Raw genomic sequence first — 26,771 nt, 5'->3', positions numbered from 1 at the left:
GCCTGCGGGTGGCGTACTCATGCTTGTTCCGTGTGTTGCGTCTGCGCGAGCAATTCGGCCTCACGCTGGGCGATGGCAGCTTCCAACTCGGGAGAACGCTTGGCCCATTGTTCGGGCGGCAGGGGTTTGGACCATTCGATGATGGCGGGGTAGTCCAGGCTTGGAGGCGGATTCAGCTTTTTCCACTGCAGGTAGCCAGCCAATGGGGCATTGAAAATAAACACGCCAAATATACCCTCCCACAGTATCGTCAGAAGCCAGCCGCGGGTTTTAGCTTTATCGCGCATGTAGTCGATGTAGTCGCGCAGGGTCCCACCTAAGTTAAGCGGAACAGCCTCTGGCGCTGCGTCGGGCCCAATCTCCATGTAACTGCGCATGCACTCCCATAGCGCCATCGCGGTGGTGCCTCCGCCACAGCCAAAGCCCAGCGAGTAATGCTTGTTATCTTCCTTGGCGTGCGGATCTGGGTTCTCGAAGCCAATGAACAACATGCCCATCGTTGCTCTGCCACCTTGGCTTACCGACGAATGCTGCGTGGCTGCTGCCGTCACGCTTTCCCAAGGGACAATCCAGTACTCGCCATCTGCTTGCGGTACGCATACTTCACGGCGCTGTCGATTGAAACGTACGGGTAAAGGTACTTCGCGGAAAAGACCCTGAATCAGAAGTAAGGTAGGAATTCCGATGATAAAAGCGACCATGATCGCAAATATGTGCATATCGTCCTGATCATGCCTGAACAGATATCCCATGAATGCGAACAGCATTACCATTGGCCAAAGCACCATCACCGCCGACCCGATACTGTAATTACCAATATCGAGAAATACGTCGTTCTTGCGCCATATGGTGTTGAGCACATCGGAAGGTTTTCTCCCGGTGGGAATGGGCAATGGCGCTAAATAGTCGTTACGTGAAAACAGCCGTTTTTTAGTGGTGCCTGCGGGTGGCGTACTCATGTTTGTTCCGTGTGTTGCGTCTGCGCGAGCAATTCGGCCTCACGCTGGGCGATGGCCGCTTCGAGCTCAGGCGAACGCTTGGCCCATTGTTCGGGAGGCAGTGGTTTGGACCATTCAATGATGGCGGGGTAGGTTAAACTCGGCGGATGAGACAGCTTCAAGTTCTGCAGTTTTTCCGCGAGATAAGTCCCCAGAATCGTAATGCAGAACAAGCCCCAGAAAACACCAAGCAAGTTCCCCTTACAAAGGTCGGTAATGATCGAGCCGATTTGCGTTTCTTCGTAGGGTGCGACGCCTACCCGGCTATCTGGGACTGCGTCCGGTCCTATCTCCATGTAACTGCGCATGCACTCCCACAGCGCCATCGCCGTAGCACCTCCGCCGCAGCCAAAGCCTAGCGAGTAATGCTTGTTATCGTCCTTGGCGTGTGGATCTGGGTTCTCGAAGCCAATGAACAACATGCCCATCGTTGCTCTGCCAGCCTGGCTTACTGACGAATGTTGCGTGGCTGCTGCTGTCACGCTTTCCCAAGGGACAATCCAGTACTCACCATCTGCTTGCGGTACGCATACTTCACGGCGCTGTCGATTGAAACGTACGGGTAAAGGTACTTCTCGGAACAGGCTCAGAATCAAAAAAAAGGCAGCGGGGCCCGTGATACAAGCGCCCAAGATCAGAGCATCGGGATCATTTAAGCCATAAGCCAATCCCAAGGACAACATCACTAATGGCCAGATCCCCATCACCGCCGAACCGATACTGTAAATACCAATGTCGACAAACACGTCGTTCTTGCGCCATATCGTATTGAGTACATCTGAGGGATTTTCGCCGGTAGGGATGGGTAGCGGTGCCAGGTAATCGCTACGTGAAAACAGCCTTTTTTTTGTGGTGCCTGCGGGTGGCGTACTCATGTTTGGTCCATGTGTTGCGTTTGCGCGAGCAGTTCGGCTTCACGCTGGGCGATGGCAGTTTCCAACGCGGGAGAACGCTTGGCCCATTGTTCGGGGGGTAGGGGTTTGGACCATTCGATGATGGCGGGGTAGGTTAAATCTGGTGGTGGATTCAGTTTCCAGCGCTCAAGCACGTCGATAAGCAGCGTGTTAAAAATGAAAATGCCGCAGAAGCCTTCCCACAAAACGGTTACAAACCACCCTCGTAATTTCGCAGCTTTGATAAGGTCTTCCAGGTATGTGGCCCATATTCCCTTGGATCTGTCGAAACGTGCGGTGTCATCCTCCACCGCTTCCGGTCCTATCTCCATGTAACTGCGCATGCACTCCCATAGCGCCATCGCGGTGGTGCCTCCGCCACAGCCAAAGCCCAGCGAGTAATGCTTGTTATCTTCCTTGGCGTGCGGATCTGGGTTCTCAAAGCCAATGAACAACATGCCCATCGTTGCTCTGCCACCTTGGCTTACCGACGAATGCTGCGTGGCTGCTGCTGTCACGCTTTCCCAAGGGACAATCCAGTACTCGCCATCTGCTTGCGGTACGCATACTTCACGGCGCTGTCGATTGAAACGTACGGGTAAAGGTACTTCCTGGAACAGGCCCAGAATCACAAAAAAGATCGCGGGGCCTGTAATGCAAGCTCCCAAGATCAAAGCATCAGGATCATTGAAGACGTAAGCTAATCCAACAAACAACATCACCAATGGCCAAGTCACCATCACCGCAGAACCGACGCTGTAACTGCCAATATCGATGAAAACATCGTTCTTGCGCCATATGTTGCTGAGCACATCGGAAGGTTTTCTCCCGGTAGGGATGGGCAATGGCGCCAAGTAATCGTTGCGCGAAAATAGCCGTTTTTTAGTGGTGCCTGCGAGTGGCGTACTCATGTTTGTTCCGTCTGCGCGAGCAATTCGGCCTCACGCTGGGCGATAGCGGCTTCTAGTTCAGGAGAACGCTTGGCCCATTGTTCTGGAGGCAGGGGTTTGGACCATTCGATGATGGCGGGGTAGGTCAAACTCGGCGGATGAGACAGCTTCAAGTTCTGCAGTTTTTCCGCAAGATAAGTCCCCAGAATCGTAATGCAGAACAAGCCCCAGAAAACACCAAGCAAGTTCCCCTTACAAAGGTCGGTAATGATCGAGCCGATTTGCGTTTCTTCGTAGGGTGCGACGCCTACCCGGCTATCTGGGACTGCGTCCGGTCCTATTTCCATGTAGCTGCGTATGCACTCCCACAGCGCCATCGCGGTGGTGCCTCCGCCACAGTTAAAGCCCAGCGAGTAATGCTTGTTATCCTCCTTGGCGTGCGGGTCCGGATTCTCGAAGCCAATGAACAACATGCCCATCGTTGCTCTGCCAGCTTGGCTAACTGACGAATGTTGCGTGGCTGCTGCCGTCACGCTTTCCCAGGGGACAATCCAGTACTCGCCATCTGCTTGCGGTATGCATACTTCACGGCGCTGTCGATTGAAGCGCACGGGTAAAGGTACTTTTTTAAATACTCCCTGAATTAAGAAAAAAGTCGGAAGACTCATCACAAGAGAGCCCAGAATTAAAATATCTTGACTTAAATCGGAGTTTAAATTTTTGGTGAAATAAGATATTGCCAAGAAGGTCATCGCACCTACCCATATCACCATCACCGCCGAGCCGATGCTGTAATTAGTGATGTCGAGAAACACTTCGTTCTTGCGCCAGATTGTGTTAAGTACATCTTCAGGTTTTTCACCGGTAGGGATGGGTAATGGTGCCAAGTAGTCGTTACGTGAAAGCAGCCGTTTTTTTGTGGTGCCGGCCGGTGGCGTACTCATTTTTTATCCTTGGGTCGCAGGTAGTAGGCACCAGGCAGGCCGGCTCCAAGCTCATACTGAGGTACACGATCTAGTTCCGGTGTTGGATCATCGCCAAGTGCGACCACGCCGCTGTCACTCAGGGTGAAGGCAACGCCCCGCTCGCCGCCAATAAAGCTTTTGGCGCCGAGCATTGCGGTTAAAGGCGTTCGATACCACAAGCGCAGGGAGACTGTGCGGGGGCGTGAGCCAAGTACGCGTGGTTCTGTGTTGAATGGGCCACTCAGGCGTAACCCTTGACCTTCGTCGACGGGTATCCAGCAACAGCTGCTGCTGGACAGCCAGTGCGGAATCATATTCCGCCACGGTCGAGGCGGTTGGACACGGCCTGGGCTGTTTTTTATCAAGTAGGTGTAGTACTCGGAATCAACCGGGTCACCGATCAGGCTCAGTTGCAGGTAAGCACTGCTGGGCTCGGCGCCTGGCAAGTCGATCGAGAGGTAATCAATGGAATTTTCTGCGGTCAGCCCCATAGGGCCATAGCCAGTGCTGATCGAGCTGCTCTTCATACTGATACGGGGCGTATAGAGTATGTTGTAGAGCTGGTTGAGTTCGCTTTGTTGCGCCTTGGTCGGGATAGGATCCAGATTGTCTGCGCGCGCTTTCGACCAGCAGCAGGAACTGAGGAAGTTTTGCAGCGGCATCTGTTGAAAGAACCAGGTGATTAAATACAGTATGCCCAGTATGGCAATGACCCAGTTCAGCGGTCCCATGTACAACGAGAATCGCATGATGGCGCTTTCGGCTTCCACTAAACCGGCTAAGGTTTTTGCCGTTTGAACAAAACCTAATAGCGCTTGGGCTGCATAAGCTGTTATTTGGGCAGCTACCACAGCCTGGCGCATACTCAACCATGGGTCGATACGAGTCTGTGCACTTTCTAGCAGTATTTTCAGAGATTTATATTCTGAAATTGCTGCAGAACTGGACAGCGCGCCAATCAAACCACCAAACAGCGTAAGTGTTGGGGCAATTAGCTGCCCTTTACCAAGTTTTCTGATCCCGTGACCTTCTCGAAGTTGTGTATCAATCACCGCCGTCAACGCAGCAGCCGTATACAACGTTGCGGAAACAGTATCGTTGGTACGCTGGTCGCTCATTCCCTCCAATGTTGCTGCTTGGCTCAGATAGTTGTACGCGTTGAGCGAGTTCAGCAGTAAGACGGCCAGCGGTAAGACGCCACCGCTATTGGTCACTAAAGGGGAATTCGCGATACCTGCCACGCGCCCGGCGCCGATGGCTTTTCCTGTGGTGTTGGCCCAGTGGCTCAAGTCTTCGGCTTGTTTTCCCACCACAGACCAGATCAGTCGGCCGCCTTCGGTCACTTGTTGCAGGCGCGTGTCGCTACCCAGGCGAGCAGTGATGAAAATGCCGATCCATTCGCCGCTGAAGGTTATGTTGTCTTTGAGCAACAGCAGCGACGCCGACAGGCGGTTGACCAGCAGGGTCCATGGGTTGTGGGGGTTGCGGCCCATGGCCGCGAGGTCATCCAGCAGCGGTTGGCTCAGGGGCTTCAGTGCCTGACGGGTGGCGGCGATATTCTCGGCAGACAGCGCGGTCAGCAATTCGTCCATGCGCGGAGAGACGTTGATGCCGACATCGAGCGAGGGCGTCCAGGCGCGGAACAAGTGCGTTAAAGCACCTCCATCGGCTGCCCGCACGTATTCGGCGTATTGTTCGGCGCCCTGGGCACGAATGCATTGTGCAGTCAGGCACCCGCTGGCCAGTTCGGTCAGCCAGTGCCGTGAATCCAGGTCGTGATAGTCGACAAACCAGGTGCCGTTCGCCGAGCGCTTGAGGAACACGCCTCGGTCGCTGAACAGGGCTTGATGACGTTGCTCGATCTGCTGGAAGTGCGCGGGGGCGGTGGAGTCGAGCCAGGTGTTCATTGCCTCAAGGTTGATGTATTCGCTCACCTTGGCGCTGAGAAAATCATTGTTGAGGTTGGCCTGCTTTTCGGCGCGATACTCGCGCACAAAGTACTCGGCTTCGTTGTACAGGTCTGCCGGAATGAAGGCCCGTACGGGCCCGACAATAGCGCCAATGCGCGCATCGCGGTTCCTGGCTTCGGCCTGGGTAGGCTGACCACCATAGCGGCGGGCCTCGGTTTCAGCCTTCAGCTCTTCATCCAGTCGGTGCTGGCAATCGAGCATGATTTCACCTTGCTCAGGCGTGAGGGTGATATCGCGTCCCTTGTAGCGATAGTTGAGGCTGCCCGCCAGCTCAGCGCCGTCTTCGCTGACCAGGCTGCGAACAAACCCACCGATGCTCAGACGCAGGTTGTTGTCAGCCATCCACTGTTCGTGACGAGTTTCAACCCACTCCTGCTCATGGTTGATATCACGCAGCACGCCAAGGTCATCGTCCAGGCAGGCAAATACAGCGAACAAACCATTGGCCTGTGCTTTCGTGTTTTCCAGCCAATCCTGGGTGCCCTGGGCCTCCCACCGTTTGGCACTCCACTCGCCCGCGGGCTCGTCGCTGGCTTCGGGGTGTTGAGCGATGACATTGTCCCGTTCACGTAGACGCTGCATCACTGTGATGTACGCCTTGATGTTGTCGGTCGTGGGCGCTTTCATCACCGCCTCACCCAGCGCGGCCGTGTTGTCGTCGCCGCGCTGATGGTCAGCCTTCATCGCTCGGGCGTAGGAGGTCGGAATAAGTTCAGCCATGACTTGCTTGGCGTCGGCCAGCGGCGGGCAATGAGGTGCCTGCAGCTCATTGGCGACTGTGCGCAAGGCTATGTGGCGCATGTGTGCGTTGCGCTTGGTACGGTCGCTCAATGCCTTGCAGTGCTCTGCGGGGAGGGGGAACTCGGCGTAGAGCATCCAGGCGTCGTGAGTCTTTTTCAGCGGCAGCCCTGCCAAGGTGCCCTGCAAAACGATGGTGCTTTCACACGCCAGTGTCTGCGCGCTGAGCAGTCCATCCGGTGCGATAGCGTAGCGTTCGAGCGGGCCTTGGTCTTGCCAGAGGTACAAAAAGCCTTCTCGCAGACGCCGTGCCGCCATGGGCCGACTACGGGTAGTAACGCCGGGCGTGCAACAGGGATGAGGGGCTTTTTCTTCCGCCAGTGCGTACCTCACCGGCACCACGAAGACCTCAGGCTGACTGGCGGGACAAGGCGTCAGATGGCTGTTGATGTCTTCATGGGGCAGTGCCTTGGCGGCGCGGTCGGCCTGGGCCAATCGGTCCAGCAGTTCCAGTTTGCTCGCGCTCATCCAGTGAACTCCTTATCGGTAAGTAACTGACGATGCAGTTCGGCACTCAGGTTATCGAGGCGCTGCGTCGGCAAAGCGGCTTTGTCGTCGAGAATGTGGCGGTACACGGCGTGATCTGCAGCGTTGGGAAATTCATCACCCAGCACGGCGTGAAAATTGGCCCAGCGCGTGACTTGATCAATTGCGCTGTAGCCGTGACGTTCAGCATTACGTTGGCACGCCGTTGCCCAGTGTTGTTGGGCAGTGGCATCCAGTCCTTGCAGGCGTTGAGGAAAGTAATGCCGACAATGCTCAAGCAACTGCTCGGTAAGCTTCTGCTGCTTGGCGGCGCTGAGGTGATTCAACTGCTGCATGCCAAGGCATAGCCACGGTTTGTCCGAGTACTGGGCAATGGGCTGTTCGGGGTTTTCCTGCGTGATGCACCCGCCACGCTGAAACGACTTCGGCAGTACGATGCGGCGGATCGGTCCCATCAGTCGATCACGTTCGCGTGGCTCCAGGTCTGTCAGCCACAGGTGCGCGATACGCGGATCGTAGTAGCGAAAAAAGACCGTGACATCGCCCTCGATGCGGGCGTGGATCAGGCTGCGCAGATGTTGCAGCAACGCCGCTTCATCCACCTCGGACTCAAGCCAGATACCCGCTGTGGTGCTCCATTCGTGGGTAAAGGTTTCTGCCAGTGGGCTGTCGGCAACTACGGGTACCAATACCGGGCTGGTCTTTATCAGCGCGTTGTACGCAGTATGTTGATACAGCGATTGCACTGCCGTGGTGCATCCGAGTTCAAACAGGCGATCCGGCAAGCTATCGATGAGGGCGCCGTCCAGCAGCAAATAGGCCTGGTTCATGCGTTCATCTCCGCGAGTTTTTCACACACGGCGCAGATGGGAGCGGCTTGTCGCGCGGCGTGTATCAGCGCTGCTTTTTGCGCGGCCAGCGACAGCGCAACCAGTGCTGCTGCCGCCACCGGTAAGACCGAAAGGGCCTGCTGGGACGCAACCCCGACAACCGGCGCGCCCCCTGGAACGATGGGCACGCTGCTGAAGATTCCTCCCGCACTGATAATGATGTGTTGCCCGCCAGCCTTGAGGGTCAGGCTCATTCCGGCATCGATCACCACATTGGTGGCGGTGACGTGCGCCTGTGGACCTGCCTGGATCACCAATGTGCCGTCCGCCACAGTGCTGCTATTGCCGGTGATGGAAATCAGGTCGTTACCGCCGATCACTGTATTGCGCAGGCCCTGGGTGGTATGTAGCTCGTCGCCACCGATCAGGCTGGAGCTGTTGTGATCGACCTGTTCACAGCGGTCATTGTTGATCAGGCTGTGACTGTTCTGGCTTATCTGCTCGTGACGGTCGTTTCCGATCTTGATGTCGCTGTCGTTGAGGATCAGTTGCTCGATGTCGCGCTGCGCGCGCAGGTAGATTTTTTCCTGTCCGGCGCGGTCTTCCAGTAACAACTCGTTGTAGCCACCATTGTGCGGAGAGCTATGGCTGCGCAAGACGGTTTTGGTTTTGTTCGCGGGCAACGGATACGCCACCGGTGTGCACTTGTTGGCCACGCAGCCGGTGATCAACGGCTGGTCGGGATCACCATTGAGAAAGGTCACTACCACTTCCATGCCGATCCGCGGGATGGTCACTGTGCCAAAACTTTCCCCGGCCCAGCTGGATGCTACTCGCAACCAGCAACTGCTCTTGTCGCTGTTAAGCTCCGCGCGGTCCCAATGGAACTCGACTTTGACCCTGCCATGCTCATCGCAGTAGATCTCTTCGCCCACAGGTCCGGTGACGCGTGCGGTGTCGCACACCAACGTTGCTTTACGCGTGACCAGCGGAGGACGAAAGAACACGTCCCAGGGGATAGCGCTGAAGTTGTTGCGATAGCCTTGGCTGAAACCGTTCTCCGACGGCCAGTCGCTGGAGGCCGACTCTTCAAGCACCTGCGGCTGCTTGCCTTCATGGCTTACGCTGAGCAGCAGCCACAAGTCGTTGTATTGCTTGCGCGGGTGATCGGTCAGGTCGAAGAAGTAACCGCTGCGCAGGGTGGGCTGATCGCTCTGGCCTTTAACCAGCTGATAATCGCTGCGCTGTCGTTCCAGGGCATGGCGGGCACGTTGTTCGCCGAGTTTTGCCGTCTCGATCAGCGTGGGGTAGCGGTAGTCTTCAAGAGCAGGGGCGGATGTGCTGGAGGACTTGCTTTCGAGCAACAGGTTTGGGCGTTTCAGATCGTAATCGCGGCGGGTGACCTTAGTGGTTCGGGTGTTGAAACCCATGGCAAATTGGCTGACCACCGGATGCTCTGCCACCAGGCCGGTGCCTTGCAGATAGGGGGTTGCATCGAGTTTGGGAAAATAGGTCTGGTGGTCGGTGAACACCAGTTGATGGTCATCCGGGCTGTGCTGGTGGTGCCAGGCGATGCCATCTTCACTGCACAAGCGCTGAATGAAATCGAAGTCACTTTCACCGTACTGAGTACAGTAGACCCGCTGCGGGCTGGTGGTGACATGGAACCTGAAGGTATCGGCCTGAATCCCGTGCCCCTGGAGCACCTGTGTGACGATCTGTGTAACGGTCTGTTGTTGGAAAATCCGCTGGTTATGGCTGAACTGCAGGTAGTGCAGGGCCGGCACCAGCGTCAGGTGATAGCGCGTCAGGCGTTTGCCCGGCTCACCGACCGAGACGTTGTCGATGCGGCCATGGATACCTTCGCCATTGAGGCCAAACGTGAGGAACGCCGGTTGGCCGAGCAGGCTTTCAAGGTTGAAGTCTGGGTACTCGCTGACCAGCTCCACCTGGATCGCGTACAAGCTACTGATTGCCTCAGTCCCGTGAAAGGCCAACACCTTGAAGTCATTGCGAATGGACGGGATCAGTAACGCGAAGTGTGCAGCGTTGGCCGGGGCGAACATACGCTTATCCTTACTCTGAAAAGTGAACGCAGAACGCGATGCCACGGCAGAAAGCCGGGCAAGTTCAAATTTCAGCGCACGCTAACAAGACGGCTAAGGAATTGATGCAGGGGGCGTCCTAAGAGGACGTGTGAATTTTCTTTTGTCTACCCAAAGGGTTAGCCCCGCGATTTTCAGCGACTAAACCATCCATCCCGGCGCTGCAGTTGCCAACCCATCACCCCCAGGGTCACCCCACGCAGGGCCATGAACAGCAGAAAAGCCATCCACAAACCGTGGTTGCCCAGGTCGCTGGCGGCGTAGGCCACCGGCAGCGCCAAGGCCACGCTGAGCAGCATGCCGTTGCGCATCTCGCGGGCACGGGTGGCGCCAATGAACAGGCCATCGAGCAGATAGCTCCAGACTGCAACCAGGGGCAGCAGTGCCAGGTACGGCAGGTACTGGTACGCCGTTGTGCGTACGCTTTCGATGTCTGTCTGCAGGTTGATAAACAGGTGCCCGCCCAACAGAAACAGCACGGCAAAGCCGCTGCTGGCCAGCAGCGACCATCCGCAAGCCACGGTCAGTGAACGGCGCAAGGCCTGGCGATCGCCAGCACCGATGGCGTGGCCGCACAAGGCTTCGACTGCATGGGCCAGGCCGTCCAGGGCGTAGGCGGTGAGCAGCAGACCATTGAGTAGCAGGGCGTTGGCGGCAACGGTGGCTTCACCCAGGCGGGCGCCTTGGACGGTGATCAGGAAGAACACCGCCTGCAACGCCAGGCTGCGGATAAAGATGTCGCGGTTGACCGCAAGCAACGGCCGCCAGCTCTGCCAGCGAGCGAGCAGGGCCCAGGCGATTTTTCCGGGGTAGGCGCGCAAGGCGGGGCGGGTCAGGGCCAGGCCAAGCAGGGCAGCGCTCCACTCGGCAATTACTGAGGCGCGGGCCGAACCGAGTACGCCCCAGTCCAATCCCAGCACGAACCACAGGTTCAGGGCGATGTTCAGCAGGTTCGTGGTCAACAGGATCGCCAACGGCGCCCTGGCGTTCTGGGTGCCGAGGAACCAGCCGACCAGGGCGAAGCTCGCCAGTGCGGCGGGCAAGCCCAGCAGGCGAGTGTGAAAGAAGTCCTGGGTGGATTGCTCCAACGCTGCCGACGGCTGCATCAGTTGCAAGGCCAACTGGCTGAAAGGCAGGGCCAGCAACCCCAGGAGCAGTGCGAACAGTAATGCCAGTAGCAGGCCTTGCACCAGCACTTGGCGCAAGGCCGCGCCATCGGCACGCCCGGCAGCCTGGGCGGCAAAACCGGTAGAGCCCATGCGAAGAAAGCCCATCAAAAAGGCCAGGAAGGTGTACAGGCTGGCACCTACCGCTACCGCGCCAAGCTGATGGGCATGAGGCAGATGGCCAATCACGGCACTGTCTACCAGCGCCACCAGGGGTACGGAGATGTTCGAGAGAATCATCGGTGCGGCCAGGGCCCAGACCTTGCGGTGGGTCAGGCGGTCGCGCCAGTCGGTCAGCAATTGGGACATGTCGGCTCCAGGCAAGCCGCACATTGTAGCCGCAGCGTACGGTGACGACCTGGTTGATATATAGTTCTCCCCTCAGAACCTGCTGCCAAAGAGTTACTTTCATGCTCAACAAAGGATTGTTGCTGGCCTGTGCGCTGGCCTTGCTCAGTGCCTGCGACTCGTCTGCCCCAGACAAGCCGGCCCCCGCGCCAACCCAGGCGCAGGAAGTCGCCCAGCCGGCCCGTGAAGATGCCGCGGCCCTGGCCAAGCGTTATGCCGGTCGCGAGCTGAGCGTGGTGGATGTATCCGAAATCCAGGTCGATGGCGCCAGTGCGCTGTCCCTGACGTTCTCGGTACCGCTGGATGCGCAGCAGAACTTTGCCGACCGGGTTCATCTGGTCGACACCGTCAAAGGTAAGGTCGATGGCGCCTGGGAGCTCTCGGACAACGCGATGGAGCTGCGCCTGCGTCACCTGGAGCCGCAGCGCAAGCTGGTGCTGACCATCGATGCCGGCCTGCAGGCAGTCAACGGTGAACGCCTGGCCGCCGAATCGGTAAGTCGCCTGGAAACCCGCGACATGCAGGCAACCATTGGCTTTGCCAGCCGCGGCTCACTGCTGCCGACACGCCTGGCCGAAGGGTTGCCGGTGATTGCCTTGAACGTCGACAAGGTCGATGTCGAGTTCTTCCGGGTCAAGCCAGCGTCGCTTTCGCCGTTTCTCAGTGCCTGGGGGCGCAACAGCAGCCTGTATTACTACCAGTCGAAAGAAACCCTGAACATGACCGAGCTGGTCTACAGCGGTCGCTTCGACCTGAACCCTGCACGCAACACCCGCGAAACCGTGTTGCTGCCGATTGCCGGAATCAAGCCACTGCAGGAACCGGGGGTCTACCTTGCGGTCATGCGCGCTTCCGGTACCTATGACTATTCGCAACCGGCAACGCTGTTCACCCTCAGCGATATCGGTGTGTCGGCTCACCGCTATCAGAACCGCATGGACGTGTTTACCCAGGGTCTGGAGGGTGGCAAGGCCCTGAGCGGCGTCAATCTCGAACTGCTCGACGCCGAAGGCCGTGTGGTTGGCCAAGGTAAAACCGACAGCGATGGCCATGCCCAATTGCCGATGCCGCCAAAGGCTGAAACCCTGTTGGCCCATCAGGGCGTACACACCACCATGCTGCGCCTGAACAGTGCGGCGCTGGATCTGGCCGAGTTCGACATTACCGGCCCGCAAGCCAATCCCCTGCAGTTTTTCGTCTTCGGTCCGCGAGACCTGTACCGCCCCGGTGAAACCGTGTTGCTCAACGGCTTGTTGCGTGACCAGGATGGTCGTCCCATCAAACCCCAGCCGGTGACCGTTGAAGTACGTCGGCCGGATGAACAGATCAGCCGCAAGTTCGTTTGGGAACCGGACAGCAATGGCCTGTACCAGTACCAATTGCAGTTGGCCACTGAAGCGCCGACCGGTCGCTGGCAGCTGTTGTTCGATCTGGGTGGCGGCAAGAAACAGATCTATGAATTTCTCGTCGAAGACTTCCTGCCTGAGCGCTTGGCCCTGGAGCTCAAAGGCAGTGATGCTCCTTTGAGTCCTGAGCAAAACGCTGAAATCGACGTCAATGGTCGGTACCTGTACGGTGCGCCTGCCTCGGGCAACCGCTTGAGCGGCCAGGCTTACGTGCGTCCGCTGCGCGAAGCGGTACCGGCATTGCCAGGCTATCAGTTCGGCTCGATTACTGAGCAGGAGCTGACCCAGGATCTGGAGCTGGATGAAGTCAATCTCGATGCCAACGGCAAGGCCACATTGAACATCGAGAGCAAATGGTCCGAGGCCCGCTCGCCGCTGCAACTGACAGTACAGGCTAGTTTGCAGGAGTCCGGTGGTCGGCCGGTTACCCGGCGCCTGGAACAGCCGATCTGGCCCGCCGAGCGCTTGCCGGGTTTGCGTGGTCTATTTGACGGTGAAGAAACCGATAGCGACGGCCCAGTGGAATTCGAAGTGCTGGTTGCCGACCGCGACGGTAACAAGTTGGCTGCCAATGGCCTCAAGGTGCGCTTGATCCGCGAGCGCCGCGACTACTACTGGAACTACTCCGACAGTGATGGCTGGAGCTACAACTTCAACGAGAAGTTCCTGACCCAGAGCGAGGAGACGGTCAACGTCAAGGCCGGGTCCACTGCCAAACTCAACTTCCAGGTTGAATGGGGGCCCTACCGGGTTGAAGTGGAAGACCCGCAGACCGGCCTGGTTTCCAGTGAGCGATTCTGGGCCGGCTACCGCGCCCAGGACAATGCCGATGGTGGCGCTGTTCGCCCTGATCAGGTCAAGCTTGCCCTGGACAAACCGTCCTATGCTGATGGCGCTATCGCCAATGTCACCGTAACACCCCCGGCTGCCGGGACCGGCTACCTGATGGTCGAGTCGAGCGAAGGTCCGCTGTGGTGGCAAGAGATCGATGTGCCGGCTGAAGGCAAAACTTTCGCCATCAACCTGGACCGCAAGTGGGCCCGCCATGACCTGTACGTCAGCGCCCTGGTGATTCGTCCTGGCGAGCGTAAGGTAAATGCCACGCCGAAGCGCGCGGTCGGCGTGCTGCACCTGCCACTGGACCGCGCCGAGCGCAAGCTTGCGGTCACCCTCAGTGCACCGGAAAAAATGCGTCCCAAGCAGCCCTTGACGGTCAAGGTGCAGGCGCGCAATGCGGATGGCAGTGTGCCTGAGCAGGTACACGTGCTGCTGGCCGCGGTCGACGTGGGCATTCTCAATATCACCGACTACCTGACCCCCGACCCCTTCACCGGCATGTTCGGGCGCAAGGCCTATGGCGCCGACCAACTGGATATCTATGGTCAGTTGATCGAAGCCGGTCAGGGCCGTCTGGCCAGCCTTGCCTTCGGTGGCGATGCGGCCATGGCCAAAGGTGGCAAGCGCCCCAACACCAGCATCACCATCGTTGCCCAGCAAAGTGCGCCGGTCACCCTGGATGCGAATGGCGAAGGCGAGGCCAGTGTCGACATCCCCGATTTCAACGGCGAACTGCGCTTGATGGCCCAGGCCTGGACCGATGATCGCTATGGTGTAGCCGAGGGCAAGACGGTGGTTGCTGCGCCGTTGATCGCTGAATTGTCGGCGCCACGTTTCCTGGCTGGGGGCGACAGCACCTCCTTGGCACTGGATATGTCGAACCTGTCCGGTCAGGCGCAGAAGCTCACTGTGCGGTTGAGCACGGAAGGCCAATTGAATCTGATGCGCACAGCCGAGCAAACCCTGGACCTGACCCAGGGCAAGCGCGTCACCCTGTTGGTGCCGGTACAGGCCACAGGCGGCCTGGGCCAGGGCAAGGTCAAGGTCGAAGTGCTGGGCCTGCAACTGCCTGGTGAAAAGGCCGCGGCGTTCACCCGTGAATGGACCCTGGGTATTCGCCCGGCTTACCCGGCGATGCTCAAGCACTATCGGGTGGCGCTCAACGACCAGCCGTGGAGCCTGCCGGAGTCCGATCTGGCCGAGTTCGAACCGGCGGGGCTGGAGGCCACACTGGCATTGTCCAGCCGACCTCCGCTGAACCTGGCTGAACAGATTCGCGCCCTGGAAGCCTACCCTTACGGGTGCCTGGAGCAGACCACCAGTGGCCTTTATCCCTCGCTGTACGCCGATGCCAAAACCCTCAAGCGCCTGGGGATCACTGCAGAACCGGCCGATGTGCGCAAGCGCAAGATCGAAATGGGTATTGAGCATCTGCTCGGGATGCAGCGCTACAACGGTAGTTTTGGCTTGTGGAGTTCGGACAGCGAGGAAGAATACTGGCTGACCGCGTATGTCACCGACTTCCTGCTGCGCGCGCGCGAGCAAGGCTACGCGGTACCGGCCGATGCGTTGAAGAAGGCCAGCGAGCGCCTGCTGCGTTATCTGCAGGAACGTAACCTGATCGAGGTGAACTACAGCAACAATGCCGAGCACAGTCGCTTTGCGGTGCAGGCATATGCAGCGTTGGTTCTTGCGCGTACGCAGCAGGCCCCTTTGGGTGCCCTGCGTAGCGTGTTCGAACGACGCAGCGATGCACGCTCCGGCTTGCCATTGGTACAGTTGGCCATTGCCTTGGAAAAAATGGGCGACAAACCGCGTGCCCAGCAAGCCTTGCAGGCGGGCCTGGCGGTTAGCCGCGACAGCAAAGAATGGCTCGGTGACTATGGCAGCCCGGTGCGTGACCAAGCATTGATTCTGGCCTTGCTGGAAGAAAACAACCTGGCCACCAACAGCGTGGATCAACGCTTGTTCCAGCTGTCTGACCAAGTGGCTGCCAACCAGTGGCTGTCGACTCAGGAGCGCAACGCCTTGTTCCTGGCTGGACGCGGTCTATTGAGCAAGCCCGAAGGCAAGTGGTCGGCACGCCTGGACAGCGCCGGTGAACTACGCGACCTCGATAGCGCGCAGTCGGGCCTTAAGCTTGAAGGTCCGCTGCTGGCCTCGCCATTGACGGTTCAAAACCAGAGTAGCGACACGCTGTACCAGCAATTGACCCTGTCCGGTTATCCACGCCACGCCCCGGCGCCGAGCAGCGCCGGAATGAACATTCGTCGTGAGTATCTGGGGATGAATGGTCAGCCTCTGGACATTCGCGCGCTGAAGAGTGGCGATCTGGTGCTGGTGCACCTGGCCGTTACCGCTACTTCGCGGGTGCCGGATGCGTTGGTTGTCGACCTGTTGCCTGCAGGCCTGGAGCTGGAAAACCAGAACCTGGCGCAGAGCGCGGCGAGCCTGGAAAATGCCAGCAGCGCGGTCAAGCAATGGCGAGAGTCGATGCAGAATGCCAACCTGGTGCACCAGGAATTTCGCGATGATCGCTACGTAGCAGCGTTGCCGGTGGACAGCTATGGCACCACGCATCTGCTCTATCTGGCGCGGGCGGTAACGCCGGGCACCTACCGTGTGCCTCCACCGCAAGTAGAGTCGATGTATCGCCCTAATCTGCAGTCGGTGGGTGAGTCGGCAGGGGATATGGTGGTCAGGGGGCGCTGAGTAACCATCCCTCTGATTGTGCAGGCGTTGGCTTTGCCAGCGCCTGCAGCGACAAGGGCGATACTGCCATCAGTGAATGATCCAGCTCAGTACCCACAGCCCCAGTACCAGCCAGATGATGCCGAGAATGATCGAGGCACGCATGAAGGCACGGATGGCCGAGTACAGCAGCATCAAACCGATGATCAGGGCGATGATGCTGACCAGCGAGGTGTCCATGCCCAATGTGCGTGCCAGGCCATCGATGAAATTGCCACCGGCGTTGGCCAGCAGGTTGAATAACCCGCTCAAACCATCGACGACAAAGCGGATCAGCGCCCCCAGGGCCTGGCCGAGCCACTCGAAAAAACCTTCTACATGCATAGTTGCTTCCTGATGATCGTCTCGGCGAGTCTGCCGTTGCCAAATCTTTGGCCTTCCAATGTCCTGCTCGGTTCCCTACCCATTACCGCTGGCAGGGTCGTCTGATGCTCATCTTAGCTCGCTCGCTCAGTCCCATGGCGAAACGCTTGGGTGTCGTTTCGGGTGTGCTGCTATTGCTTGCTGCGCTGTTGTGGATCGCTGACCGGGTGTGGCCGCTGCCACTGCCGGCCGATGATCTGGCACGTGTGGTGCTGGCCGAGGACGGCACGCCATTGTGGCGCTTCGCCGATGCCGAAGGAGTCTGGCGCTATCCGGTCAGCGCCGATCAGGTGTCACCCTATTATTTGCAGGCGTTGCTGACTTATGAGGATCGCTGGTTCTATCAGCACCCAGGGGTCAATCCGTTGGCGCTGGGCCGCGCTGCATGGCAAAACCTGCGCGGTGGGCGAGTGGTGTCGGGCGGCAGCACCCTGTCGATGCAGGTCGCTCGATTGCTGGACCCGCACGCGCGCACCTTGCCTGGAAAACTGCGCCAACTGTGGCGCACGGCGCAGTTGGAATGGCATTTGTCCAAGGCGCAGATCCTTGAGATCTATCTCAATCGTGCACCTTTCGGCGGCACCTTACAGGGTGTAGCCGCGGCCAGTTGGGCTTACCTGGGCAAGTCGCCACAGCATTTGACCCCGTCCGAAGCGGCGATGCTCGCGGTATTGCCGCAGGCGCCAAGTCGTTTGCGCCCAGACCGACATCCGGCTCGCGCGCAAGTGGCACGTGACAAAGTGCTCAAGCGCCTGGCCGAGTATCAAGTATGGCCGCAGCAACGGATTGCCGAGGCCATGGAAGAACCGTTGCTTCTGGCTCCCCGCCAGGAACCAGCCTTGGCGCCATTGCTGGCGCGACGCCTGAACCGGCCGCACAGCCCGCCCCTGATCCGTACCACGCTCGATGCCTCATTGCAGCGGCGTCTGGAAAACCTGTTGCTGGGCTGGCGCGCGCGCCTGCCCGAACGTACCTCGGCAGCGATTCTGGTGGTTGAAGCTCAGAACATGGCCGTGCGTGCCTACCTTGGTTCCGTCGACTTGAACGATGAGCGCCGTTTTGGCCACGTCGACATGATCACTGCGCTCAGGTCACCAGGCTCTACCCTCAAACCGTTCCTTTATGGCATGGCCATGGATGAGGGGCTGATTCATTCCGAATCGTTACTCCAGGATGTGCCAAGACGCTACGGTGATTATCGGCCAGGTAACTTCTCCATGGGCTTCAGTGGCCCGGTGGCTGCCAGTTCGGCGCTGGCGCTGTCGTTGAATCTGCCCGCGGTGCAGTTGCTCGAAGCATATGGGCCGAAGCGCTTTGCGGCGCAGATGCGCAATGGTGGCGTGCCGCTGACACTGCCGCCACTGGCGGAGCCGAACCTGTCGTTGATTCTGGGAGGGGCGGGCAGTCGCCTGGAGGATTTGGTCGCCGGTTACGGGGCATTGTCACGCGGCGGATTGAGTGCGCCGATGCGCTTGCAGCCAGATGCGCCTTTACTTGACCGGCGGCTGCTGTCGCCGGGCAGCGCCTGGATCATCCGGCGTATTCTCAGTGGTCAGGCGCGCCCCGACCGCGACCCGCATGCCGAATTGGTACAGCGACCCCTGCTGGCCTGGAAGACCGGCACCAGTTATGGCTTTCGTGATGCCTGGTCGATTGGTGTCGGCCCTCGTTATCTGATCGGCATCTGGATCGGACGCCCCGATGGTACGCCGGTGCCCGGGCAGTTCGGCCTGGCGTCGGCAGCGCCGCTGATGCTGCAGGTGCATGATGTGTTGAGTAACCGTGACAGCCAGCGCGGCATTGCCGTGCCGGTGGCTGCAGTACCCGACAACGTCGGCGTGGCCGCAATCTGCTGGCCGCTCGGGCAACCAATGGCTCGCCAGAATGACAATTGCCGACGCCAGCGCTTTGCCTGGACCCTGGATGGCACTGCCCCGCCGACCTTGCTGGCAGCTGATCAACCCTTGAGCGTCGGTTTGCGTGAAACGGTCTGGCTAAACGCCCAGGGGCAGCGGGTAGACCACAGTTGCAGCGGCGCTCAACCCCGTGAGATTGCCTTGTGGCCGGCACCCTTGGAACCCTGGCTGCCACGCGTAGAACGCCGAGAGGCGCGACTGCCGAAAATTGATCCTGATTGCCCACCCCAGGTACCGGCTAGCGCACCGCCATTGTCGATCGTCGGGGTGCGCCAGGGTGATCAGTTGCGGCGTCCGGCGTCGAGCAGCGAGCCCTTGCGCCTTGAGGTGTCCGCACTGGGCGGCAATGGTCGGCGTTGGTGGTTCCTCAATGGCGTACCGCTGGGCGAATCGCAGGGGCAGGAATCGCTGAGTGCCCGCTTTGAACAGGCAGGGCGTGTAGAGCTCAGCGCGCTGGATGAGAGTGGCCAGACTGCGCGGGTCGAGTTCCAGATCAATCAATGACGGGGCTGCCTGTCAGTCCCTATTGCGATTAGACGTCAGCGCAGGCACCACCTACGCTTGAAGCTGACGAGGGAACCGTCCCGGTGTTCTCGAATTTGTCGGGATCATGGAGCGCCACATGCGTCCGTTGACCGTCGCGATACTCAGTCTTTGTTGGGCGAGCGGGTCGAGCGCAGAACCCTTGCCAACCTATCTGATCAGCAATGAAGTCGAGCGTAGCCTGCCTGCCGTCAACCTGCCCATCGACAGCTACCGGCCTGCCTCCGCGAGCTTGCAGGTAGCGGTGCCGCCGTCGCAGTCGCTGCAACTTGATAGGCGCACCCGGATACGCTTGCACAAGGTGCGCTTTACCGGCGGCACCGTTTACCCCTTGAGCGATTTGCGCGAGAACTACCAGGAGCTGGTCGATCGTGACGTCACGCTGGCAGAACTGAGCGAGGCAACTCAACGCCTGACTCGACGCTATCAGGAGGATGGCTACCTGCTGTCCTACGCCTACCTGCCGCCACAGGATTTCGCTGATGGGCGGGTACAGGTGGTCTTGGTTGAAGGCTACATTGGTGACTTTGAACTACAAGGCGACATTGGGCCGGCGTCTACCTTTCTGGGTGAAGTGGCCACCCGGCTCAAGGCTGAGCGCCCGCTTACGCGCAAGACCTTGGAGCGCTACACAACATTGATGAGCCACGTGCCGGGTATCACGCTGCAGGCTCAGGTGGCGCCCGGCACCGCCGATGGCGCCAATACATTGTTGGTACAGGCCGCGCACCAAGCGTTTTCGGCGCGGTTGGATGTAGCCGATGGTAACCGCGAAGGACTTCAAGCGCTCTTGGGCGTCAGCAGCAACGCGCTGACGTCGATGGCTGAGCAATTGAGCTTCAGCGCGCTATTTCCGCCGGGCAACGATCATGAACATTACTATCGCCTGGATTACGACCAATACCTGGATAGCGAGGGGAGCCGCTTGAATCTCTCCGCCTCGCAGTATCGCGGTGATCTGAGTGCTCTGCTGCGATTGAACAATGGCAGCGACCTCCGGCAGCATCGCCAGAGTGACCGCTACTCGGCAGGCCTGAGCCAGACCTTGACCGCCTCACCTAATGAATGGCTCAGCGTTGCCGGGCGCCTGTATGTGGTGAACGACCAAAGCCATTACCAGGCACTGGATTCCGCTCTCAAAACCCGCAGCAGCACGGATATGCGCGCCGTGGCGTTCGAAGGCGACTGGCGCCAGAGTGACCATGGGCGTCTGCGCATCCTCAGTGTCGGTGCCTATCAGGGCATGGATTATTTTGCAGCAGACACCAACAGCGATATCGACCTGGACTTCCTGCGCCTGCGTTTATCCGGATTACAAAGCGATTACTTTTCTGCTAACTGGCAAGGCGTGGCTTCAGCGGCGTTGTACTGGAGTAACGACAGCTTGCCCGACAGTGAGCGTGCCGTGTTTGGCGGCCAGGCTTTCGGCCGTGGCTATCCCAGTGACCAGGCATCGGGGGACAAGGGCTGGGGCGCGGCCTACGAGCTGAACTACAGCTTCAGGTACAGCAGCGACTGGCTCAAATGGGTTCAGCCGTATGTGCTGGTAGATGCTGCGCGCAGTTGGTTCAACGAGTTGCAGGTGCGTGATTCGCGCCTGTCGTCGGCGGCGGTGGGGTTGCGGTTTGGCGATGCACGCTCCTACAACATTGCGGTTGAGGCGGCCAAGCCGATGTCGGACATCGCCCTGGACAGCCTCAATCGGCAACCGCGCTTTACCCTCAGCTTCAGCTACCAGCTTTAGCTGCAGATGTATCCGGCAGGAATGGGCTTGCCCCGCATTGGGGCTGCGGCGCTTCGCGCGTCAGTTCACCAGATGCAATCGAGGTTTTGGAAAAAGGTTGTCCAGGGTTTCCAGCAGGCGGGTGTGATAGATCGGCTTGCGGAACAGGTCCAGCACCTGCAGGCGCAGCAGGTCACTGATGTCGTCCATGTCGGCGTGGCCGGAGGTGACGATCACTGGCAGGTGCTGGCGAGCGGTATGCTCACGCAGGCGCTTGATCAGGGAAATGCCGCTTTCTTCCGGCATACGCAGATCGGTAATCACCAGCGCTACGTCCGGGTGGCGGGTGAGCTGTTGCAGGGCGAGTTTTACCGAGGTAGCCGTGTGGCAGCAAAAACCCTCGCCCTCAAGCAGTTCGGCAAGTTCCAGCAGAGCGTCCTCTTCGTCATCCACCAGGAGAATTTGTTGACGTTGGGAGGCGATCGGCATGGTGTGTTCCTGATGACAGAATAGATTTCAGGGCCAAAAGCCCACGACACTCAACGCCGATAATTGACTAACTGCCTGTACCGGTGCCGGTGGTTTTGACTTTGTCAGCATTGCTCATGGCCGTTTCTACCTTGCCAAAGATGGAATTGACACTATCGGAAATTGGCCCGATGAAACTGGTCAACACCACTGCCACCATCGCCGCCGCAATCGCGTACTCGATACCCGAGGCACCGTCCTTGCGGTAGAAGAACGCTTTGCAGCTCTTGAAGATTCGGGAAACACGCATGGCACTTCTCCTGGCGCGCAAGGCGCAGATGGCAGGGGCTTGTTCGATGATTCCCCTTTGCCACCACAGCATCGTCAAAGGCTGAAAATCCGGCAAATGTAAGAAGGTATTAATCCAAAAGTGATAGTGGCTTTTTGGCGCCGGCTAACGGTTGTTTTTAGGGGGTGTCGGGATTACGGCGCAAAATAATCTGGCGGGTAATGGCATTTTGACTTAGCTGCGCTACCTTCAAATAGCGAAATCGTTACTTCCGATGACAACGTTGTGCGCGGCTCACAGCTGGTTGCAAAGGATGAACCCGGGTATTTAGGAAGGGTCGGCATGAGCAGTCGCATTACCATCATCCTCGCTGGCTTTTTTTTGATCGGCGCCTTGCTGGCGGGCTACTGGGGCCTGGTTCTGAGCCGCCCACCTGCCGAGCCTGTGGCTGTTGCTGTTGCGTCGACCCCGGCACCCGTCGCTGCACAGGTGGTGGAGAAAGCGGGCGATGAGGTGCGTCAGTCGGTAGTGGTATTGCGTCGCGATGTTGCCGCTTACACCCCATTGAGCGCTGAGGACCTGCTGGTTGAGCGCCTGCAAGTCGCACCTGCCGGCAGTTTCCAGAGTGTCGAACAAGTGCTTGGACGCAGCAGTTGGCGTTCGCTGAGTGCTGGCACCTGGCTCGCGTCGAGCAGCTTTGAAGCCGGTGGGCCGCTGGCGCGAATGATCCATCCTCATGAGCGTGCGCTGGCCTTGGCCATTGATGAGGTGGTCGGCGCCGCGGGGCAGTTGAGCCCAGGTGACTACGTCGATGTGCTGCTCTACCTGCGCGAGGACAACAACAACCCCCAGGCCAGCGCTCAGGTGGTATTACCGGCGTTGCGTCTGCTCAGCGTCGGCCAGCAGTTGGGGATGGGTGTTGACGGTCAGCCGATCGCGCCGGCCCAGGATGAAAAAGCCCGCCAGGAACAACAACGCAATGTCGCTCGCACCGTGGTCCTGGCGGTGCCTGAGGCATTGACCCGCCGACTGCTGCTTGCCGCCCAATCCGGCAGTCTTCGCCTGGCCGTGCGCAGCGCCGAAGAAAAACGCCTGGCTCAATACTGGGCCGACCCGCACGCTGGCAATCAAGTGGTGGATAACGCCAATCGCGAACTCTTTCGCTTCAGCCAGCTTGCCCAGACACCCGCGGCGCCCTCGATTGCCAGTTCAACGCCACGCCGTGGCATGCAGATTATCCGCGGAAACCAATCCAGCGATCCAACTCCCTGACCAAGCAAGGATGCCCTTAAATGAGCAGTCGTTCCGTGCGGGCAATCAAGTATTTGCTGTGGGTCATCCCCTGGGCGGGGCTGACTGTTTCTGTGGCCCAGGCCGCGAGTAGCGGTTGCGCAGGGCTGGGGCAATTACCCGAGGTGATCGAAATCGATCAGGGTTTGCAGCAGGAGTTGCGTGCACCGGTGAGCATTATCCGGGTGGCAGTGGGCGATTCGAAAATCGTCGATGTCGATGCCAGTGGCGACGATGCCGTCGTGCTCACCGCCCTTAGCCCCGGCGCCACTAGCCTAATGCTCTGGACCGCCTGCTCGAAGACCCCGCGCCAAGCCATGCTGTTTGTCAAAGGCGTGGCCACCACGGACATGGCGGCGACGGCCTTGCCGCCTTCCCAGGATTCATCGCTGCCTAGCCAGGTTCAGGCTGACATTCGCTTTGTCGAGGTCAACCGCACCAAGTTCAAAGAGGCCGGTGCGCGTTTTCTATTCAAGGGCTCCAACAACACCTTGATCGGTTCGCCTGGAACGACGCCAAACACGGTGGCTCGGCCTGGCCATGTTGCTGACGCTATCGCCGGCATTCCGCTGGACAACGATGTCTTCAATATCGTCTGGGGCGGTGGTAGCAGCCGCTTTCTTGCGGCCATCAGCGCCTTGGAGAACAGCGGGTTTGCCTACACCCTGGCGCGTCCCAGTCTGGTCGTGCTCAGTGGCCTGACCGCGAGCTTTCTCGCCGGTGGCGAAATTCCGATACCGGTGCCCAGCAGTGGCAGCGACAGCGTGTCGATCGAATACAAGGAGTTTGGTATTCGCCTGGCGTTGTCACCCACGGTGGTCAGCCGTGATCGCATTACCCTCAAGGTTGCGCCGGAAGTCAGTGAGCTGGACTACGCAAATGCCGTGAACATCGCCGGCACCCTGGTACCTGGTTTAACGGTGAGGCGCACAGATACCAGCATTTCTCTGGCCGATGGCGAGAGCTTTGTTATCAGTGGCTTGATCAGCAGTACCACCCGTTCGGCTGTGGATAAGTTTCCAGGGCTGGGCAATATTCCGATCCTGGGCGCGTTCTTTCGCCAATCGACGTTGATGCGCGATGAGACTGAACTGTTGATGATCGTCACCCCGCACTTGGTCCAGCCGTTGGCCGCCAATGCCCAGCTACCGTCGTTGCCGGGTGAAGGGTTGCGCAATTACGACCCAAGCTGGGGCCGCTTGTTCTTTCTCGAAAACGGCGACTTTGAAGGTCGCAGCGGGCTATCCCAATGAGCGAAAGTTTGAGCCAGACTTTTCTCGCCATCACCCGAAACGAGGTCGACCTGCAGTGGTTGCAAGGTGCGCTGGCGCCGTTGGGGCAGGTGGTCGGCGCCGCCAGCGGTAGCCTCGATGAACTGCTTGCGCTGGTTGACGTGACGTTCGCCAACCTGGTTTTTGTCGGTCTGGATCGCGAGCACGTGGTCAATCAGTGCGCACTCATCGAGGGCGTGCTGGAAGCTAAACCGATGTTGGCGATAGTCGCCCTGGGCGATGGCATGGACAACCAATTGGTGCTCAACGCCATGCGCGCCGGCGCGCGGGATTTTGTCGCCTACGGGTCGCGCTCCAGCGAAGTCGCCGGTTTGGTGCGACGCTTGAGCAAGCGCTTGCCGCAAGTCACCAGCAATCCGAGCCTCGGTGGTTTGACCGTACTGTATGGTGCGCAAGCCGCGGCCGATGGTGCCTTGCTGACCACGCACCTGGCGCGGGTGGTACAGCGCAGTGGCCAGCAGACCTTGTTGCTCGACCTGGGCTTGCCGCGGGGGGACAGTCTGGCATTGCTCGGTCTTGAGGCGTCGTTTCATTTCAGCGATGCCCTGCGCCATCTGCGCCGCCTGGACAATACGCTTATCGACAGTGCCTTTACCTGCGAGAGTTCCGGCCTGCGCCTGCTGGCCTACGCCGATGGTGATGAGCCGCTGGAGCGCACCAGTGCCGCTGAGCTGTACATGTTGCTCAGCGCCTTGCGCCAGCATTTCCAGCATATCGTCGTGAACCTCACGGGCCAGGCAGACAGCGAAGCACTGCGGACCTTTGTCAGCCATTGCGACAAGTTGATCTGGTACACCGACCAGAATGTCCTCGACTGCCGGCGCAACCTCGACGTGCTTGCTCAATGGCGGGAGAAGGGTATGAAGCTTGAGCATGCCAGCCTGCTGGTCGATCGCTACCTCAAGGGTGTGGCGCCCGATTCCGACGCCTTGGCCAAGCGCTACGGTTTGCCGCTGCTGGTGGTGTTGCCTTACAGCCCGCACGTGCGCTTGAACGCCAAGAACCAAGGCCTGACCTTGTTCGAACTGGCCCCGCGAGAAACCCTCACTCAGCACCTCAAGGCACTGGGCGAGCGGCTGGCACGGAGATCGGAGAACAACAAACCACCCGGCGGCAACTGGTTCAATCGGCTTTGGGGGCATAAATGAGCAACGTCGATGAGTTGTTTGGCGGTTCGCGGCATAACCTGGGCAACGATCCCCAGGGACTCAAGCGAGCATTGCATCGCTACATCATCGATGCCATCGAGGACAGCGGTCGCAATTTGCTGGAAGGTTCGCGTCCGGCGCTGGCGCAATTTGTGATGGAGCAGGTCGGCGATTACATCGCTCGTTTGCACCTGGCGTTGTCACGCTACGAGATGGAGCGCCTGGCCGAAGAAATTGTCGATGAGTTGACCGGTTTTGGTCCGCTGGAAGTGTTGTTGCGCGACAGCAGTGTCACCGAGATTCTGGTCAATGGTCCGCATCGGGTGTTTGTTGAACGGGCAGGGGTGCTGCAACAGACCGATCTGCGTTTTATCGATGGCCATCACGTCGAGCGCGTTATGCAACGCATCCTTGCGCCCCTTGGCCGGCGCCTCGACGAATCGTCGCCGATGGTCGATGCGCGAATGCCGGACGGCAGCCGGGTCAATGCGATTATTCCGCCGGTGGCGCTGGATGGCCCCTGCCTGTCGATCCGCAAGTTTCGCAAGGACATGCTCAAGAGTGCAGATCTGCTCGCCACGCGTACGGTCGATCACAATATTCTCGAATTTCTCCAACTGGCGGTGACGCGACGCTGCAACATTCTGGTCAGTGGCGGCACGGGCACCGGCAAGACAACCTTGCTCAACATCCTCAGCCAGTTGATCAGCCCCCATGAGCGGCTGGTCAGCATCGAGGATGTCGCCGAGCTGCAATTGGACCATCCCCATGTGGTGCGCCTGGAAACCCGGCCACCCAACGCTGAAGGCCACGGCGAAATCAAATCCAGTGAGTTGATCCGCAACGCCTTGCGTATGCGCCCGGACCGGATTCTGCTGGGCGAGATTCGCGGGGTTGAAGTGCTTGACGTGTTGACAGCTATGAACACCGGCCACGACGGCTCGATGAGCACTGTGCACGCCAACACTGCCCAGGATGCGCTGTTGCGTCTGGAGACCCTGGTGGGCCTGACCGGTCGCTCGGTGGCGGAAAAAACCTTGCGCCAGATGATCTGCGCGGCCCTTGATGTGGTGATTCAACTGACGCGCCTGGCCGACGGTCGACGGTGTGTCAGCGAGGTGCTGGAAGTGGTGGGTGTGCGTGATGATGTCTATGTCACCAACACCTTGTTCCGGCTCGATCGCCGTAGCGGCGAAGGCTTCTTGCGTGAAGCGCAGAACCCGGCGAGCGACAAGCTGCGCCGGGTAGTCTCCGAGTCACAGCCGTGATTGTCGTGCTGCTTGGGGTGACCTGCCT

Annotated in this window: 18 protein-coding genes; 7 read left to right on the top strand and 11 right to left on the bottom strand. The window is 59.2% G+C overall.

From position 1 onward, the window contains the following. Window positions 1–17: 17 nt before the first annotated feature. The 8 genes from V0R60_RS25000 to V0R60_RS24965 form a co-directional block, all read right to left on the bottom strand. On the bottom strand, window positions 18–959 hold the full coding sequence (locus V0R60_RS25000) for a hypothetical protein (RefSeq protein ID WP_330080838.1): 942 nt from the start codon (window positions 957–959) through the stop codon (window positions 18–20). Next, entirely contained in the window at window positions 956–1,873 is a 918-nt protein-coding gene (locus V0R60_RS24995) for a hypothetical protein (protein ID WP_330080839.1), read from the bottom strand. Before V0R60_RS24995 ends, V0R60_RS25000 begins: the two co-directional genes overlap by 4 nt. Next, window positions 1,870–2,802, bottom strand: coding sequence for a hypothetical protein (locus tag V0R60_RS24990; RefSeq protein ID WP_330080840.1), 933 nt, complete (start codon window positions 2,800–2,802; stop codon window positions 1,870–1,872). The genes V0R60_RS24995 and V0R60_RS24990 overlap by 4 nt, the downstream gene beginning before the upstream one ends. Next, window positions 2,799–3,725: a hypothetical protein gene (locus V0R60_RS24985; protein WP_330080841.1), complete on the bottom strand. Its 927-nt coding sequence runs from the start codon at window positions 3,723–3,725 to the stop codon at window positions 2,799–2,801. The genes V0R60_RS24990 and V0R60_RS24985 overlap by 4 nt, the downstream gene beginning before the upstream one ends. Further along, entirely contained in the window at window positions 3,722–6,982 is a 3,261-nt protein-coding gene (locus V0R60_RS24980; protein WP_330080842.1) for a toxin VasX, read from the bottom strand. The genes V0R60_RS24985 and V0R60_RS24980 overlap by 4 nt, the downstream gene beginning before the upstream one ends. Then, complete coding sequence (locus V0R60_RS24975; RefSeq protein WP_330080843.1) at window positions 6,979–7,830, bottom strand: DUF4123 domain-containing protein; 852 nt, start codon at window positions 7,828–7,830, stop codon at window positions 6,979–6,981. Before V0R60_RS24975 ends, V0R60_RS24980 begins: the two co-directional genes overlap by 4 nt. After that, window positions 7,827–9,896, bottom strand: a complete 2,070-nt coding sequence (locus V0R60_RS24970; protein ID WP_330080844.1) for a type VI secretion system Vgr family protein — start codon at window positions 9,894–9,896, stop codon at window positions 7,827–7,829. The genes V0R60_RS24975 and V0R60_RS24970 overlap by 4 nt, the downstream gene beginning before the upstream one ends. A gap of 173 nt (window positions 9,897–10,069) precedes the next feature. Continuing rightward, complete coding sequence (locus V0R60_RS24965) at window positions 10,070–11,410, bottom strand: MATE family efflux transporter (RefSeq protein ID WP_330080845.1); 1,341 nt, start codon at window positions 11,408–11,410, stop codon at window positions 10,070–10,072. A 101-nt stretch (window positions 11,411–11,511) separates the two neighbouring features. Between V0R60_RS24965 and V0R60_RS24960 the strand changes: the two genes are divergently transcribed. Then, window positions 11,512–16,404, top strand: coding sequence for an alpha-2-macroglobulin family protein (locus V0R60_RS24960; protein ID WP_330080846.1), 4,893 nt, complete (start codon window positions 11,512–11,514; stop codon window positions 16,402–16,404). A gap of 69 nt (window positions 16,405–16,473) precedes the next feature. On the opposite strand, the gene V0R60_RS24955 is transcribed toward V0R60_RS24960, so the two are convergent. Then, window positions 16,474–16,767 (bottom strand): hypothetical protein, encoded by a 294-nt coding sequence (locus V0R60_RS24955; protein ID WP_133216558.1) that lies wholly within the window; start codon window positions 16,765–16,767, stop codon window positions 16,474–16,476. Between the two features lie 134 nt (window positions 16,768–16,901). Between V0R60_RS24955 and pbpC the strand changes: the two genes are divergently transcribed. Then, the gene (gene pbpC, locus V0R60_RS24950; protein ID WP_330080868.1) at window positions 16,902–19,226 is read left to right on the top strand and encodes a peptidoglycan glycosyltransferase PbpC; all 2,325 of its coding nucleotides are present in this window, start codon (window positions 16,902–16,904) and stop codon (window positions 19,224–19,226) included. A 118-nt stretch (window positions 19,227–19,344) separates the two neighbouring features. After that, window positions 19,345–21,009, top strand: coding sequence for a ShlB/FhaC/HecB family hemolysin secretion/activation protein (locus V0R60_RS24945; protein ID WP_330080847.1), 1,665 nt, complete (start codon window positions 19,345–19,347; stop codon window positions 21,007–21,009). Between the two features lie 60 nt (window positions 21,010–21,069). Here V0R60_RS24945 and V0R60_RS24940 read toward each other — a convergent pair whose 3' ends face one another. Together V0R60_RS24940 and V0R60_RS24935 are read right to left on the bottom strand one after the other, a co-directional pair. Then, a complete protein-coding gene (locus V0R60_RS24940; protein WP_203478928.1) occupies window positions 21,070–21,477 on the bottom strand; it encodes a response regulator in 408 nt (135 codons plus the stop codon). A gap of 67 nt (window positions 21,478–21,544) precedes the next feature. Beyond that, window positions 21,545–21,766 carry a Flp family type IVb pilin gene (locus tag V0R60_RS24935; RefSeq protein ID WP_203542882.1) on the bottom strand — a complete coding sequence of 74 codons (222 nt, stop codon included), beginning with the start codon at window positions 21,764–21,766 and terminating at the stop codon, window positions 21,545–21,547. A gap of 321 nt (window positions 21,767–22,087) precedes the next feature. On the opposite strand from V0R60_RS24935, the gene cpaB reads away from it, so the two are divergent. From cpaB to V0R60_RS24915, 4 genes are read left to right on the top strand one after another with little or no spacing between them, the layout of a single operon-like run. Further along, window positions 22,088–23,017 carry a Flp pilus assembly protein CpaB gene (cpaB, locus tag V0R60_RS24930; RefSeq protein WP_330080848.1) on the top strand — a complete coding sequence of 310 codons (930 nt, stop codon included), beginning with the start codon at window positions 22,088–22,090 and terminating at the stop codon, window positions 23,015–23,017. Window positions 23,018–23,037: 20 nt separating this feature from the next. Further along, window positions 23,038–24,288: a type II and III secretion system protein family protein gene (locus V0R60_RS24925; RefSeq protein ID WP_330080849.1), complete on the top strand. Its 1,251-nt coding sequence runs from the start codon at window positions 23,038–23,040 to the stop codon at window positions 24,286–24,288. Then, the gene (locus V0R60_RS24920; protein WP_330080850.1) at window positions 24,285–25,475 is read left to right on the top strand and encodes an AAA family ATPase; all 1,191 of its coding nucleotides are present in this window, start codon (window positions 24,285–24,287) and stop codon (window positions 25,473–25,475) included. Before V0R60_RS24925 ends, V0R60_RS24920 begins: the two co-directional genes overlap by 4 nt. Beyond that, window positions 25,472–26,743 (top strand): CpaF family protein, encoded by a 1,272-nt coding sequence (locus tag V0R60_RS24915; RefSeq protein WP_136478306.1) that lies wholly within the window; start codon window positions 25,472–25,474, stop codon window positions 26,741–26,743. The genes V0R60_RS24920 and V0R60_RS24915 overlap by 4 nt, the downstream gene beginning before the upstream one ends. Window positions 26,744–26,771 lie beyond the last annotated feature (28 nt).

The sequence above is a fragment of the Pseudomonas auratipiscis genome (assembly GCF_036324085.1).
Classification (GTDB): domain Bacteria; phylum Pseudomonadota; class Gammaproteobacteria; order Pseudomonadales; family Pseudomonadaceae; genus Aquipseudomonas; species Aquipseudomonas auratipiscis.
The sequence above is the reverse complement of the archived record's forward strand: the minus strand, read 5'-3'. Positions and strand labels throughout refer to the sequence as shown.